The following is a 14,441-nucleotide window of genomic DNA, read 5'->3' as shown; positions in this document are numbered from 1 at the left end:
GGTGATCCTTGTGGGAACGAGCCTGCCCGCGATGGCGGCCTGACAGGCAACAAGGATCTCCCAACCGCTGTACGGAAGCTTGTTATGCGTTGTCTGTTGTTCGCCTGTCTGCTGCTCGGCTCACTTCCCGTATTGGCCGTGGACCGCTTCCAGGTCGAAGGTTATGTGCTGCCCAACGGCCTGCAAGTGCTGCTCAAGCCCACCGCCGACCGCGATCACGTGGCGATTCGCCTGGTGGTGGGCGTGGGCCTGGACGACTTCGCCTGTGCCGACAAAGAACTGCCGCACCTGCTTGAGCACTTGCTGTTCAGCGGGATCGATGGCACTGGCGAGGGCGCCCTGGAGGAACGCATGCAGGCGCTGGGTGGCGAGTGGAATGCCTTTACCGGCAACGCCGATACCACCTTCGTCATCGAAGCCCCGGCGCGCAACCAACGCAAGGTCCTCGACCTGTTGCTGGCGATCCTCACCCAAACCCGCTTCGACGCCAACGCCATCCACGCGGCCAAGCAGGTGGTGGAGCGCGAGGAGGGCGGCCATTACTCCCACCTGCAACGCTGGCTCGACCGCCAGGACCTGGGCCACACCGCCAGCAAGCAACTGGCCGTGGAACTGGGCCTCAAGTGCGCGCAACGGGCCGAGGCCCGGCACCTGAGCCGCGAGCAGTTGGACCAGGTGCGCGAGGACTGGTATGCGCCGAACAACATGACACTGATCATCGTCGGCGGCCTGGATCGCCTGCTGCCCGCCTACCTGGAGCGCACCTATGGCGACCTCAAGGCGATTGACCCGAGCGAGCACCGGCCCCTGCCCGGCATCCAGCACCCCGCGGCGGTCGAACGCAGCCTGATCCACGGTTGGGTCGGTAACGGCGCCAAGCTGCATTGGCTGTTCCCCGAGCCCGTTCTGGACGAGCAGTACGACGAGACGTTCGATTTGCTCAAGGACTACCTCGACTGGGCGCTGTACCGCCAGTTACGCCTGGCGCACGGCCTGTCGTACGGGCCGTGGGCCGAGCGCGAGGTGTTCGGTGGCGTGGGGTTGCTCAGCCTGAATGCCGACCTTGAGCGCGAGGACCTGGACCAGGCACGCCAGGTGCTCGACCAGCTCAAGGCCGATCTGCTGAAGAACGGCCTCGACCCGGCCAGCTTCGCGCGGCTCAAGCAGGCCGCCATCGCCCGCCAGGCCTGGGCCGTGCAAGGTAACAGCGCACTGGCCGATTACTACTGGAGTGCCCTGGGCGACTTCGAGGACGGCCGCTTCGACGACCCGGCCAGGCGCCTGCAGGCGGTCACCCTGGAACACGCCAACCTGGCGCTGCATGAGCTGCTGGCACAGCCGGGGTATGTGCGTATCGAAAAGCCATTGCTGGGGGATGACCAGGTGCTGTGGCTGTTGGGGGCGGTGTTCGGGGTGATGGTGTTGGGTGGACTGGGTTGGCGGTTGCGGCGCAAACAGTGAACAGGCCTGTCCGGTAACAGCAAAACCCGGTGGGAGCGAGCCTGCTTGCGATGGCGGGGTGTCCGTCAACCTCCATGTTGAATCTAACGCCCTCATCGCGAGCAGGCTCGCTCCCACAAGGGTCGCGTCTGTTTCTCACCAGCGGTATCCTGTGCCGGCTTGTCCCTCTGATCACTGTGAACCGCCGAATGCCTAACCTGACCCTATACGTACAGCGCCTCCTCGAACTGATGAAGCGCTATCCCGGGGTCATTGCGCTGGGGGGGTTCATCTCGGGGGTCGGCAGTTTCATCCTGGTCGACCGCCAACAAGGCCTGGCGACCTGGATCGCCACCATCATGCTGGTCAGTTGGCTCTGGCTGATGCTGGAAAACAGCCTGACGCAGCTGTTCACCCAGGTGTTCAAGCGCGAAATCCCCCAGCCCCTGCTGCGCTATGCCACGCAGATGATCCACCAGGAAAGCCTGTTCTTCGTCCTGCCGTTCTTTTTCATCACCACCACCTGGAACAGCGGGCAACTGGTGTTCACCGGCCTGCTGGGGGCCGCGGCGCTGATTTCGATCATCGACCCGCTGTACTACAAATGGCTGGCGCCGCGGCGTTGGTTGTTCCTGGCGCTGCACACCCTGACGTTGTTTGCCGCGTTGCTGACCGCGCTGCCGATCATCCTGCACCTGACCACCGCCCAGAGCTTCAAGCTGGCCCTGGGCATCGCCATGCTGCTGTCGTTTCCCAGCCTGGCGTCGATCTTCCCGATCCGCACCTGGCGCGGCGGCCTGAGCGTGCTGAGCATCACCCTGGCCATTGGCGCGGCGGGCTGGTTCCTGCGCTCATGGGTGCCGCCGGCGACGTTGTGGATGACCGAAGTGGCCATCAGCCCGCAATTGCAGGACCGTACCCCGGGCGACAGCCTCAAGGAGATCAGCGTCAGCCAACTGCGCCGCGACGGCCTGTATGCCTACACCGCCATCAACGCGCCACGCGGGCTGGATGAGCGGATCTACCACGTGTGGAAGTTCAACGGCCAGGAGGTCGACCGCATCGCCCTGGATATCCGCGGTGGGCGCAAGGAAGGCTATCGGGCCTGGACCCACAAGCAGAACTTCCCGGGTAACCCGGTCGGCGACTGGCAGGTCCGCGTATTGACCGAAGATGGCCAGGTCATCGGTGTGCTGCGCTTCGAAGTGACCGACACACGTCAAAACAACGTCGCGCCAAGCCAGGCAAAATAACCAGGATCGTGCTATTACGTAGCACTGCGTTTGAGCCGAACAAGCACGGAGCTTATGAGCAATAACATGGCCGGCAGTGCCCAACTAGACACCTCCCACGCCCCTGCGCAGTTGCGCGTCACGGGGGACTGGACGCTCGCCCATTACACCGACCTCAAGCACCTGAGCCAAACCCTCAAGGGCCAGTACGACGAACACACGACCATTGACCTCAATGGCCTGGGCGCGCTGGACACCGCGGGGGCCTCGCTGCTGGTCGAGCTGCTGGGCAGCGAACGCCTCGGCCAGTCGGCCGAACACCCCGATTGCAGCCTGTCCGCCGCCGACCGCGCGCTGCTGCAGACGGTCTACCGCTCAATGACCGACTTCTGCATCCCGATCAAGGAACCTGAAGTCAGTGTCAGCCTGCAGTTGCTCAGCCGCATCGGCAGCGCCGTCTATACGATCTGGCAGGACAGCCTGCAACTGCTGGGCTTTATCGGCCTGATCCTGGAAACCATCGCCCGCACCCTGCTCCAGCCCAAACGCTGGCGCATGACCTCGGTGGTGGCCCACATTGAACAGACGGGGCTCGACGCCGCGCCCATCGTCGCGCTGCTGACCTTCCTCGTCGGAGCCGTGGTGGCCTTCCTCGGGGCCACCGTGCTCGCCAGCTTTGGCGCGAGTATCTTCACCGTGGACCTGGTGGCGTTTTCCTTCCTGCGTGAGTTCGGCGTGTTGCTGACCGCCATCCTCATGGCCGGTCGCACGGCCAGTGCCTTCACCGCACAAATCGGCTCGATGAAGGCCAACGAAGAAATCGACGCCATCCGCACCCTGGGCCTGGACCCGACCGAGTTGCTGGTCGTGCCGAGGGTGCTGGCGTTGCTGGTGGCGCTGCCGATGCTGACGTTCCTGGCCATGCTCTCGGGAATCATCGGCGGCGGGGTCGTCTGCGCGCTGTCCCTGGACATCTCGCCGGCCATGTTCCTGTCCCTGCTGCAATCGGACATCGGCGTCCAGCACTTCCTGGTGGGCATGGTAAAAGCGCCGATCTTCGCTTTCCTGATCGCCGCCATCGGCTGCCTGGAAGGCTTCAAGGTCAGCGGCAGCGCCGAATCCGTCGGCGCCCACACCACCTCCAGCGTGGTGCAATCGATTTTCGTGGTGATCGTGCTCGATGCGGTTGCCGCCTTGTTCTTTATGGAGATGGGCTGGTGAGTCGCGTTCAGCGTGCGCCGAGCGAGGCGGTGATTGAAGTGCGTGGACTGTGCAATCGCTTCGGTAGCCAGAGCGTGCATGAAAACCTCGACCTGGACTTGTACAAGGGTGAGATTCTCGCCGTGGTCGGTGGCTCCGGCAGCGGCAAGTCGGTGCTGCTGCGCAGCATCATCGGCCTGCGCCAGCCCAGCGCGGGCGAGGTCAGGGTGTTCGGCAAGAACCTGCCGAGCCTGTCGGAGCATGAGCGCTCGATGGTCGAGCGGCGGTTTGGCGTGCTGTTCCAGAAGGGCGCCTTGTTTTCGTCGCTGACGGTCACCGAGAACGTCGCACTGCCTTTGATCGAGCACGCCGGCCTGAGCCGCAGCGACGCCGAGCACCTGGCGGCGGTGAAGCTGGCCCTGGCCGGATTGCCGCTGTCGGCGGCCGACAAATACCCGTCCTCGCTGTCCGGCGGCATGATCAAGCGCGCCGCGCTGGCCCGGGCCCTGGCGCTGGACCCGGACATCCTGTTTCTCGATGAACCGACCGCCGGCCTCGACCCCATCGGCGCGGCGGCCTTCGACCAACTGATCCTGACCCTGCGCGACGCGCTGGGCTTGAGTGTGTTCCTGGTGACCCACGACCTGGACACGCTCTACACCATCACCGACCGGGTGGCGGTGCTGGCGCAGAAAAAGGTGTTGGTGGCCGATGCCATCGACGTCGTATCGGAAACCGACGACCCGTGGATTCACGAGTATTTTCATGGCCCACGTGGCCGTGCGGCGCTCACCGCCGCTTCACAGCTTAACGAGGTATGACATGGAAACCCGAGCCCATCATGTATTGATCGGCCTGTTCACCGTCATTGTGGTGGCCGGTGCCCTGCTGTTCGGCCTGTGGCTGGCCAAGTCCAGCGTCGACAGTGAATTCAAGGACTACGAGATCGTCTTCAACGAGGCCGTCAGCGGCCTGTCCAAAGGCAGCTCGGTGCAGTACAGCGGGATCAAGGTCGGCGACGTGGTCAGCCTGCGCCTGGACCCCAAGGACCCGCGCCGCGTGCTGGCGCGTATTCGCCTGAGCGGCGAAACCCCGGTCAAAGAAGACACCCTCGCCAAGCTCGCGCTGACCGGCATCACCGGCACCTCGATCATCCAGCTCAGCGGCGGCACGCCCCAAAGCCAAACCCTGCGCGGCAAGGATGGCAACCTGCCAGAAATCGTCGCCACGCCATCGCCCATTTCCCAACTGCTCAATAACAGCGAAGACCTGATGGGCAGCGTCAGCCGGCTATTGGATAACGCCAATCAATTGCTGTCGGCGGAGAACGTCGGGCGCGTGAGCAAGACCCTGGAAAACCTGGAGCAAACCACCGACGCCATCGCTGACCAGCGCGGCGACGTGCGCCTGGCCATGCAGCAACTGTCTGCGGTGGGCAAACAGGCCAGCGCCGCCATGGAGCAAACTGCCGCACTGATGCGCAGCGCCAACGGCCTGCTCAACGACCAGGGCAAGCAGATGTTCGGCAGCGCCGAGCACGCGATGAAATCCCTGGAACAGAGCACCGCCACCATTAATACCCTGTTGAACAACAATCAGGACGCCCTGGGTAACGGCATGCAAGGCCTCAACAGCCTGGCCCCGGCGATCCGCGAGTTGCGCGATACCCTGAGTTCGCTGCGCGCCATTTCGCGCCGCCTGGAAGCCAACCCCAGCGGCTACTTGCTCGGCGGCGATAACGACAAGGAGTTCACCCCATGAAGCGCGTCTACCGCACCTTGGCCCATGGCACGTTGCTGGCCAGCCTGGCACTGAGCAGCGCCTGCTCGATCCTTCCCAAGCCGCAGCCGCAGGACGTCTATCGCCTGCCGGCCACGCAAAGCGCGACACCCCAGGCCCGCGCCGTGTCCTGGTCGCTGAAAGTCTCCAAGCCCCAGACCGGTGACGCACTGAACGACACCAAGATCGCCGTGATCCCCCAAGGCAACCTGATCAGCGCCTACAAGGCCTCGCGCTGGAACAACCCGACACCCATCCTGCTGCGCAACCGCCTGCTCGACGGCTTCGCCCAGGACGGCCGGGTGACGCTGCTGAGCACTGACGACAGCAACTTCCAGACCGACCTGGAACTGGGCGGCAACCTGCAGGCCTTCCAGACCGAGTATCAGGGCAATAGCGCCGAAGTGGTCATTCGCCTGGACGCCCTGCTGGTGCGCGGCACCGACCAACGCATCCTCGCCAGCAAACGCTTTGAAGTGCACCAGCCGCTGAGTGACCTGCAAGTCCCTGGTGTCGTAGTCGGATTCGGCCAGGCGGGCGATACACTGACCCGGCAGGTGATCGCCTGGACCGTGGAGCAGGGGCAGAAAGTCGCGCCCGCGAGGCCCTGAGGCCTGAGGGTCCAAAGCAACACCTATGGGAGTGAGGTGTATCGGCAAGGGACTGGTCGGCTGATAGGCCGCCTTCGCGAGTGGGCTCGCTCCCACAGTGGATTGGTGTACTGCTGCTAGACATTGGTCGGCTGATAGGCCGCCTTCGCAGGCAAGCCAGCTCCCACCAAAAGCAAATCCAGCATCATCACCAGACTCCCACCGCCCCCCGATCCGCTCTTCACCACTCAACAGGCCGAGCGGTAGCTCGCCTGAAGCTCTTGATCTTGATCTGGCTTTTGATCCACCCGCCCCTTCGGCAGGCTGAGTGGAGGTGTCCCTCTGGGGACTGGCGCGCAGCGCCGTTCGACGCAGTCGAACTCATCGCATGGAGGTGCAGCGCAGCAAACCGGAGGCGATGCCCCCAGAGGGATACCGCAGCGAAGGAACCCCGAGCCTTAGCGAGGGGCCGGACGCTCGGGGCGAGCGTTTTTTTGCTTACTTTTTTTAGGCGCTTGTAAAAAAAGTGAGTCGCCGTAAGGGCGAAACCGCCAGCAGCCATGGCCACAGCAACGGATATGTACACCCGCCAGTGATAGGCCGCCTCGCGAGCCAGCCCACTCCCACCAGCGTTAAACCTTCAGCCAAAGAACCAGTAGCAAACGCCAATCGCGCCAACCACCCCAGCAAACTCCGCCAGCAGGGCGCAACCCACCGCATGCCGGGCGCGCTGGATCCCCACCGCGCCAAAGTACACCGCCAACACATAGAACGTGGTTTCGGTACTGCCCTGAACGGTGGCAGCCACCAACGCCGGGAAACTGTCGACCCCGGAAGTCTGCATGGTTTCGATCAGCATCGCCCGAGCGGCGCTGCCCGAGAATGGCTTGACCATCGCCGTCGGCAAGGCATCGACGAAACGCGTGTCCCAGCCAGCCCACTCCACCAGGTGGCGAATCCCATCAAGCCCGAAGTCCAACGCCCCGGAAGCCCGCAGCACACCCACCGCACAAAGCATCGCCACCAGATACGGCAGCAGGTTCTTGGCCACGTCGAAACCTTCCTTGGCACCCTCGACGAACGTTTCGTAGACCTTGACCTTGCGCAGCGCACCGACCAACAGGAACAGCATGATCAACCCGAACAGCGTCAGGTTGCCGAGGATCGAGGACAAGCCCGCCAGCGCCGTGGCCGAGAGCGTCGCCAGCAAGGCCATGAAGCCACCCAGGGCCAGCGCCCCCGGAATCAGGTAGGCGAGCACCACCGGGTCCCACAGGCGCAGGCGCTGCATGAATGCCACCGACAGCAGGCCGACCAGGGTCGAGCAACTGGTCGCCAGCAGAATCGGCAGGAACACCAGGGTCGGGTCCGGCGCGCCTTGCTGGGCGCGGTACATAAAGATCGTCACCGGCAACAGGGTCAGGGACGAAGCGTTAAGCACCAGGAACAGGATCTGCGCGTTGCTCGCTACCGTTTTACTCGGGTTGAGCTCCTGCAGGGCTTTCATGGCTTTCAGGCCAATGGGCGTGGCCGCGTTATCCAGGCCCAGGCCGTTGGCGGCGAAGTTGAGGGTAATCAGGCCAATGGCCGGATGCCCCGCCGGCACTTCCGGCATCAAGCGCAAGAACAATGGCCCCAGGGCCTTGGCCAGCCAGTCGACGATGCCCGCCTTCTCGGCAATCTTCAGGAAACCCAGCCACAGGGTCAGGGTGCCGAACAGCAGCACCATCACTTCGACCGACAGCTTGGCCATGGCGAAGATGCTTTCCACCATCGCCGCGAAGATCCCGGCATTGCCGCCGATCAGCCACTGCGCCAGTGCCGAAACGGCCGCTACGATGAAAAACCCGAGCCACAGGCCATTGAGCATCAGTCATACCCCCAAGAAGATGCGCGAATGATAGCGGGGTGGGCTGAAACGACAAACCCCGGATTTCTCCGGGGTTTGTCGGGTGCTGCGCTGGCCGCTAGCCTCCATTCTCTGTGGGAGCGAGCCTGCTCGCGATCGCGGTGTTTCAGCCAACGTAAGTGTTAGCGGTCAGTCCGTCATCGCGAGCAAACTCGCTCCCACATAAAGCAGTCCTGCAGCGTTTTGCTATCAGTTGCTCGACGACTCACCCGCCGGCAGCTTCTCTTTGCTGCGCCAGTGCGGCAGGGAGTTCCAGTAGCGCTGGCCCTTGGCGTCGTCGTACATGCCTTCCCAACGTGCGATCACCAACACCGCCAGGGCGTTGCCGATCACGTTCAGGGCGGTACGGGCCATGTCCATGATGCGGTCGACACCGGCGATGAACGCCAGGCCTTCCAATGGAATGCCCACGCTGCCCAGGGTCGCCAGCAGCACCACGAAGGACACGCCCGGCACGCCGGCGATACCTTTGGAGGTGACCATCAGGGTCAGTACCAGCAGCAGTTGCTGGCTGATGGACAGGTCGATGCCATAGAGCTGGGCAATGAAGATCGCCGCGATGCTCTGGTACAGGGTCGAACCGTCGAGGTTGAACGAATAGCCGGTCGGCACCACGAAGCTGCAAATGGCTTTTGGCGCACCGTAGGCTTCCATCTTCTCGATCACGCGTGGCAGCACGGTTTCAGAGCTCGCGGTGGAGTAAGCCAGCACCAGCTCATCCTTGAAGATGCGCATCAGCTTGATCACCGAGAAGCCGAACAGGCGGGCAATCAGGCCCAGCACGACGAAGGCAAAGAAGATAATGGCGACGTAAACCAGGATCACCAGCTTGGCCAGTGGCAGCAACGAGGCGAAGCCGAAGTTGGCCACGGTCACGGCGATCAGTGCGAATACACCGATAGGCGCGTAGTTCATGATCATGTGAGTGACCTTGAACATGCTTTCCGATACGCCCTGGAACATCTTCACCAGCGGCTCGCGCAGGTCCGATTGCAGGCTCGACAGGCCGAGACCGAACAACACCGAGAAGAAGATGATCGGCAGCATCTCGCCACGCGCAATGGCAGCGAAGATGTTCGACGGGATCAGGTTGAGGATGGTCTCGATGAACGCGTGTTCATGCTGGACCTCGGCAGCCGTGGCCTGGTACTTGGAGATATCCACCGTACCCAGGGTGCTCATGTCGATCCCCGCGCCCGGATGGAACAGGTTAGCCAGCACCAGGCCCACCAGGATGGCGATGGTGGTCACGACTTCAAAGTAAATGATGGTCTTGACGCCAATGCGCCCGAGCTTCTTCGCGTCCCCAACGCCGGCAATCCCGACGATCAACGAGGAGATCACGATAGGGATCACGATCATTTTGATCAGACGGATAAAGATGTCGCCCGCAGGTTGCAGGACGTTGCTGATCCACCAGGCTTTTTCGGCACTGAAATGGTTGAGCAGTGCCCCGATTGCAATGCCCAGTACCAGACCGATGAGGATCTGCCAGGCGAGGCTTAGCTTTGCCTTCTTCATATCATTACCCTTACTTGCGTTTGACTCGGGAAGATGCGCGAACTGCAACGCTCAATGGCGTAAAAGTCAGTGCATCTGTCCCCCGTATAAGGTGCCCCGGAGCGCGTATTTACGGCTCTCTGGCAGGCGAAAAAAGGCGCAACTATTCCGATGCAAGGACACCGCGTCTAATGCCGTAAACGCCTACCCCATGCCGAATCGGCATGGGATTTTTTAAATAAAACGAACGTCCCAACCGGTTCGAATACGCCATTTCGGCAGTCATAAGTGCCGTGAACCGGCCATCACAGAGGATCACGGGTTGTTTTGTGATCAGCCGAACGGGGACAAAAACTCAGGAAAACCCCTACTCACAACAGCGAAAAGTCATCGGAAATTAACGATAAATTTCTAGATATACGGTCGTTAGGAAACACCGCGAAATGCTTTGTGAAGCTTAGTCGAAGCTGATCGACCAGATGGGCTGCCCATAAAAATCTCTGGGCGAGGTCCTGCACAACCCAACGCGCCGCCGATTCCCCACCTCGCGAACGAAGGGTGAATCGGCGGCGCTGTTTTTCCTGACCCGGCCCCGGGTGATCCATCCACTGTCGTCGGCTGGGTATAAAAGAAAGCGCTGATGCGCAGCGCTTTCGGTGTTCAAACGCGCAGTGTCAGCCTCGGCGGCGGCCAAAGAAGAAGGAAGCAATGAACATCACCAGGAACACGACAAACAGAATCTTGGCGATCCCCGTGGCAGTGCCCGCGATACCACCGAAGCCCAGCACAGCAGCGACAATGGCAATGATCAGGAATGTGACAGCCCAACTCAGCATGATGGTTCTCCTTACGCTTCTATTTAGAGGTGCTGCGTGTGCCGCTGCAGGAAGCGCGCAGCCGGCCTGTTAAAACACCCAGCGTTCCTGACGTGACACTTCGTAACCGGGCTCTGCCTGGCCGACGTCCATCATTCGCGCGGGGGCGCCATCGGCAGGCCTGCTGCTGACGGCGCTGAAATGGGCCTGGGCAAGATGCTGGGCCGGGGCAATCGTCGCGTCTGCCTGCTGACTGTGCTGCCAAAGCAGGAACTGTTGGCCACCGATCAAGGTGATGACAAAGGCGAGGACGATGGACACGCCTTGCTGGATAGACCGTGGCGAAGGACGCCGTTGGGCGGCACGTTGGCGACTCATCCTCAAACTCCTCCTACACGGGTAGCGACGGGTAGCGGGGGCCTGGTCATGCTCACCCCTGGTAACCAAGGCACTGCAGTGCGCATGCCAGCTTTTTCATATGAATAAAACCCAATAAAATCAATTAGATATAGGTTTTATCAAATCCCGACTGAACGCATCCTGCACGATCCGCGATGACGAACCGTGCGTTATGCACGATCCATTTAACGTCAGGCAAAAATTTATGGAATGTATGAGGGCCCGCGAGTGTCAGAAAGCTAGGCAGACGGCTGTCGGAATGCTCGTTTTTTAGTAAATACCACTAAAAATCATAGTGTTATGCGTGTAGAGCGTAGATAACTACCCGGCGCTTGCCAGAAGCGACCAGAATCAACCATGCAACTTGCCCGATTCCATCGGGACCCACACCGATTATTCATTCGTTTAAGGAGCGCAGGAAAAGATGGAATCCGCCAACGAGCACCAGGGCCGCATTCTGCTGGTGGACGACGAGTCCGCCATTCTGCGTACCTTCCGCTACTGCCTCGAAGACGAAGGCTACAGCGTGGCCACGGCCAACAGCGCCGCCCAGGCGGACGTCCTGCTGCAACGCCAGGTGTTCGACCTGTGCTTCCTCGACCTGCGCCTCGGGGAAGACAACGGCCTGGATGTACTGGCGCAAATGCGTATCCAAGCGCCCTGGATGCGCGTCGTGATTGTCACCGCCCATTCGGCGGTCGACACCGCGGTCGACGCAATCCAGGCCGGCGCCGCCGATTACCTGGTCAAACCCTGCAGCCCCGATCAACTGCGCCTGGCCACCGCCAAGCAATTGGAGGTGCGCCAGCTTTCGGCACGCCTGGAAGCCCTGGAAGGTGAAGTGCGCAAGTCCAGCGATGGCCTGGACTCCCACAGTCCGGCGATGAAAGTCGTACTGGAAACCGCCCGCCAGGTCGCCGGTACCGACGCCAACATCCTGATCCTTGGCGAGTCGGGCACCGGCAAAGGCGAGCTGGCCCGGGCCATTCATGGCTGGAGCAAACGCGCGAAGAAGTCCTGCGTCACCATCAACTGCCCGTCACTGACCGCCGAGCTGATGGAGAGCGAGCTGTTCGGCCACAGTCGCGGCGCCTTTACCGGGGCCAGCGAAAGCACCCTTGGCCGGGTCAACCAGGCCGATGGCGGCACGCTGTTTCTCGACGAGATCGGCGATTTCCCCCTGACGTTGCAACCCAAGCTGCTGCGCTTCATCCAGGACAAGGAATATGAGCGCGTCGGCGATCCGGTGACTCGCCTTGCCGACGTGCGGATCCTCGCCGCCACCAACCTCAACCTGGAAGACATGGTGCGCGACGGCCGCTTCCGCGAAGACCTGCTGTACCGCCTGAACGTCATAACCCTGCATTTGCCCCCGTTGCGCGAGCGTGCCGAGGACATCCTGACCCTTGCCGACCGCTTTCTGGCCCGGTTCGTCAAAGAATACGCACGACCCGCCCGCAGCTTCAGCGACGAGGCCCGCGAGGCGCTGCTGGGCTACCGCTGGCCCGGCAACATCCGCGAACTGCGCAACGTGGTCGAGCGGGCCAGCATCATCTGCCCCCAGGAGCGCGTTGACATCAGCCACTTGGGCATGGCCGAGCAACCCGTCAACAACACCCCGCGAATCGGCGCAGCGCTGAGCCTCGATGAACTGGAAAAAGCCCACATCGGCGCGGTCCTGGCCAGCGCCGGCACGCTGGACCAGGCCGCAAAAACCCTGGGGATCGACGCCTCGACCCTGTACCGCAAACGCAAACAGTACAACCTGTGAGCAAGACGCTATGAAGTTGGCGATGAAGTTGCGCACGCGGCTGTTTCTGAGCATCTCGGCGCTGATGACCGTGGCCTTGCTCGGGCTGGTGCTGGGGCTCGTCAGCGTGATGCAGATGGCCAACAACCAGGAAGCGCTGATCCGGGACAACTTCATCACTCTGGACCTGGGCCTCAAGCTGCGCCAGACCCTGGGCGACCAACTGATCAACATGCTCAACGAAACCCCCGACCTTGAGGCACTGCAAGCCTCGGAACGGAAGTATTTCGAGCTGTTGGACCAGGGCATCCGCCACGAACACAACCTCGACGGCGAGCACCATGGGTTCCAGCAGGCCCGCGATCACTACCAGGCCTTCCTCGACGCCTTCAGCGCCTCGCAAGCGCCGTCCGCCAGATTGAACGGCAACCAGGCGTTCACCGAACAATTCAATGCCCTGCGCAACGGCCTGATCAACGAACACAGGCAGGCCCTGGAAAACATCAACAGCACCCAGCGCAGCGCCCGTGAGCGCGCACTGCTGGTGGCCGGCCTGCTGGGATTCGTCGGGCTGGCGGTGCTGATCATCGGTTTCATTACCGCCCACGGCATCGCCCAACGCTTCGGTGCACCCATCGAGGCGCTGGCCAAGGCGGCGGACAAGATTGGCCAGGGCAACTTCGACGTCACCCTGCCGGTCACGCCAACCCTGGAAATGAACCTATTGACCCGGCGCTTCGGGATCATGGCCCAAGCCCTGCGCGAGCATCAGGCCACCAACGTCGATGAACTGCTGGCGGGCCAGCAACGCTTGCAGGCGGTGCTCGACAGCATCGACGACGGGTTGCTGATCATCGACCGCCAGGGCCGCCTGGAGCACTTGAACCCGGTTGCCCAGCGCCAATTGGGTTGGGATGACGCCAGCCTCGGCACCGGCCTGGGTACGGCGCTGCAACGCCCGGAACTCGATGAGCAGTTGCAACTGGTCCTGCACGGCGGCTCGCTGGAGCGCGCGCCTGAAGACCTGAGCGTCAACGTCGAAGGCGAGTCACGCCTGCTGACGTACAGCCTGACCCCCGTCAGCCACACCGAAGGCCATATCCTTGGCGCCGTCATGGTGCTGCATGACGTCACCGAGCAACGGGCGTTCGAGCGCGTGCGCAGTGAGTTCGTGCTGCGGGCGTCCCACGAGCTGCGCACGCCGGTCACCGGCATGCACATGGCCTTCGGCTTGTTTCGCGAGCGCACGCGCTTTGCCGAGGACTCCCGCGAGACCGACCTGCTTAATACCGTGAACGAAGAAATGCAGCGTTTGATGCAGTTGATCAACGACCTGTTGAATTTTTCCCGCTATCAGAACGGCCTGCAGAAACTCACCCTGGCCCCGTGCAGCGTCGATGAGCTGCTGGGACAGGCGCAGCGACGCTTCATCGAGCGCGCGCAGCAGCAAGGCATCGAGTTGTTGGTGCACATGCAGGTGCCGCTGCCTCCGTTGCAAGCCGACCCGGTACAACTGACCCGGGTCCTGGACAACCTGATCGACAACGCCTTGCGTCACACCGGCCACAACGGCCAGATACGCCTGCAGGCCCGGCGCCATGGCGAGCGGGTGATCGTCAGCGTCGAAGACAATGGCGAAGGCATTGCCTACGGCCAGCAGGGGCGGATTTTCGAGCCCTTCGTGCAGGTCGGACGCAAAAAAGGTGGCGCCGGGCTCGGCCTGGCCCTGTGCAAGGAGATCGTGCAGTTGCATGGCGGCCGCATGGGGGTTTACTCACGGCCAGGGCAGGGTACGCAGTTCTATATGACGTTGCCGCTGTAACCGCT

The 14,441-nt window shown here is 62.3% G+C and carries 12 protein-coding genes; 8 read left to right on the top strand and 4 right to left on the bottom strand.

The window, feature by feature from the left end; all coding sequences use genetic code 11:
* Positions 1-84: 84 nt before the first annotated feature.
* From BMW74_RS07735 to BMW74_RS07710, 6 genes are all read left to right on the top strand, one after another.
* Positions 85-1,461: a M16 family metallopeptidase gene (locus BMW74_RS07735; protein WP_093415993.1), complete on the top strand. Its 1,377-nt coding sequence runs from the start codon at positions 85-87 to the stop codon at positions 1,459-1,461.
* Positions 1,462-1,649: 188 nt separating this feature from the next.
* The gene (locus tag BMW74_RS07730) at positions 1,650-2,693 is read left to right on the top strand and encodes a DUF5924 family protein (RefSeq protein WP_093415990.1); all 1,044 of its coding nucleotides are present in this window, start codon (positions 1,650-1,652) and stop codon (positions 2,691-2,693) included.
* Between the two features lie 66 nt (positions 2,694-2,759).
* The gene (locus BMW74_RS07725; RefSeq protein ID WP_093415987.1) at positions 2,760-3,893 is read left to right on the top strand and encodes an ABC transporter permease; all 1,134 of its coding nucleotides are present in this window, start codon (positions 2,760-2,762) and stop codon (positions 3,891-3,893) included.
* Positions 3,890-4,693 (top strand): ABC transporter ATP-binding protein, encoded by an 804-nt coding sequence (locus BMW74_RS07720; RefSeq protein WP_093415984.1) that lies wholly within the window; start codon positions 3,890-3,892, stop codon positions 4,691-4,693. The genes BMW74_RS07725 and BMW74_RS07720 overlap by 4 nt, the downstream gene beginning before the upstream one ends.
* Position 4,694: 1 nt before the next feature.
* Entirely contained in the window at positions 4,695-5,633 is a 939-nt protein-coding gene (locus BMW74_RS07715) for an MlaD family protein (protein ID WP_093415982.1), read from the top strand.
* Positions 5,630-6,262: an ABC-type transport auxiliary lipoprotein family protein gene (locus BMW74_RS07710; protein ID WP_093415979.1), complete on the top strand. Its 633-nt coding sequence runs from the start codon at positions 5,630-5,632 to the stop codon at positions 6,260-6,262. Before BMW74_RS07715 ends, BMW74_RS07710 begins: the two co-directional genes overlap by 4 nt.
* A 619-nt stretch (positions 6,263-6,881) precedes the next feature.
* On the opposite strand, the gene BMW74_RS07700 is transcribed toward BMW74_RS07710, so the two are convergent.
* The 4 genes from BMW74_RS07700 to BMW74_RS07685 all read right to left on the bottom strand — a co-directional run bounded on the left by BMW74_RS07700 (position 6,882) and on the right by BMW74_RS07685 (position 10,843).
* The gene (locus tag BMW74_RS07700) at positions 6,882-8,111 is read right to left on the bottom strand and encodes a nucleoside recognition domain-containing protein (protein ID WP_093415973.1); all 1,230 of its coding nucleotides are present in this window, start codon (positions 8,109-8,111) and stop codon (positions 6,882-6,884) included.
* Between the two features lie 228 nt (positions 8,112-8,339).
* Positions 8,340-9,671 carry a glutamate/aspartate:proton symporter GltP gene (gltP, locus tag BMW74_RS07695; protein WP_093415970.1) on the bottom strand — a complete coding sequence of 444 codons (1,332 nt, stop codon included), beginning with the start codon at positions 9,669-9,671 and terminating at the stop codon, positions 8,340-8,342.
* A gap of 653 nt (positions 9,672-10,324) precedes the next feature.
* Positions 10,325-10,486: a DUF1328 domain-containing protein gene (locus BMW74_RS07690; RefSeq protein WP_093415967.1), complete on the bottom strand. Its 162-nt coding sequence runs from the start codon at positions 10,484-10,486 to the stop codon at positions 10,325-10,327.
* Positions 10,487-10,555: 69 nt separating this feature from the next.
* Positions 10,556-10,843, bottom strand: a complete 288-nt coding sequence (locus BMW74_RS07685; RefSeq protein WP_093415961.1) for a hypothetical protein — start codon at positions 10,841-10,843, stop codon at positions 10,556-10,558.
* 445 nt (positions 10,844-11,288) lie between these two features.
* Here BMW74_RS07685 and algB point away from each other — a divergent pair, with 445 nt between their 5' ends.
* Together algB and BMW74_RS07675 are read left to right on the top strand one after the other, a co-directional pair.
* Positions 11,289-12,635, top strand: coding sequence for a sigma-54-dependent response regulator transcription factor AlgB (gene algB / locus BMW74_RS07680; RefSeq protein ID WP_093415955.1), 1,347 nt, complete (start codon positions 11,289-11,291; stop codon positions 12,633-12,635).
* Between the two features lie 10 nt (positions 12,636-12,645).
* Positions 12,646-14,436 (top strand): KinB sensor domain-containing domain, encoded by a 1,791-nt coding sequence (locus BMW74_RS07675; protein ID WP_093415952.1) that lies wholly within the window; start codon positions 12,646-12,648, stop codon positions 14,434-14,436.
* Positions 14,437-14,441: the final 5 nt, after the last annotated feature.

It is taken from the genome of Pseudomonas sp. ok272, assembly GCF_900109995.1.
Classification (GTDB): Bacteria; Pseudomonadota; Gammaproteobacteria; order Pseudomonadales; family Pseudomonadaceae; genus Aquipseudomonas.
The sequence above is the reverse complement of the archived record's forward strand: the minus strand, read 5'-3'. Positions and strand labels throughout refer to the sequence as shown.

Bases quoted from the DNA above. Each gene is read 5' to 3' on its own strand.
- BMW74_RS07735 (WP_093415993.1), top strand. From the start codon at position 85: ATGCGTTGTCTGTTGTTCGCCTGTCTGCTGCTCGGCTCACTTCCCGTA.
- BMW74_RS07730 (WP_093415990.1), top strand. From the start codon at position 1,650: ATGCCTAACCTGACCCTATACGTACAGCGCCTCCTCGAACTGATGAAG.
- BMW74_RS07725 (WP_093415987.1), top strand. From the start codon at position 2,760: ATGGCCGGCAGTGCCCAACTAGACACCTCCCACGCCCCTGCGCAGTTG.
- BMW74_RS07715 (WP_093415982.1), top strand. From the start codon at position 4,695: ATGGAAACCCGAGCCCATCATGTATTGATCGGCCTGTTCACCGTCATT.
- BMW74_RS07710 (WP_093415979.1), top strand. From the start codon at position 5,630: ATGAAGCGCGTCTACCGCACCTTGGCCCATGGCACGTTGCTGGCCAGC.
- BMW74_RS07700 (WP_093415973.1), bottom strand. From the start codon at position 8,111: ATGCTCAATGGCCTGTGGCTCGGGTTTTTCATCGTAGCGGCCGTTTCG.
- gltP (WP_093415970.1), bottom strand. From the start codon at position 9,671: ATGAAGAAGGCAAAGCTAAGCCTCGCCTGGCAGATCCTCATCGGTCTG.
- BMW74_RS07690 (WP_093415967.1), bottom strand. From the start codon at position 10,486: ATGCTGAGTTGGGCTGTCACATTCCTGATCATTGCCATTGTCGCTGCT.
- BMW74_RS07685 (WP_093415961.1), bottom strand. From the start codon at position 10,843: ATGAGTCGCCAACGTGCCGCCCAACGGCGTCCTTCGCCACGGTCTATC.
- algB (WP_093415955.1), top strand. From the start codon at position 11,289: ATGGAATCCGCCAACGAGCACCAGGGCCGCATTCTGCTGGTGGACGAC.
- BMW74_RS07675 (WP_093415952.1), top strand. From the start codon at position 12,646: ATGAAGTTGGCGATGAAGTTGCGCACGCGGCTGTTTCTGAGCATCTCG.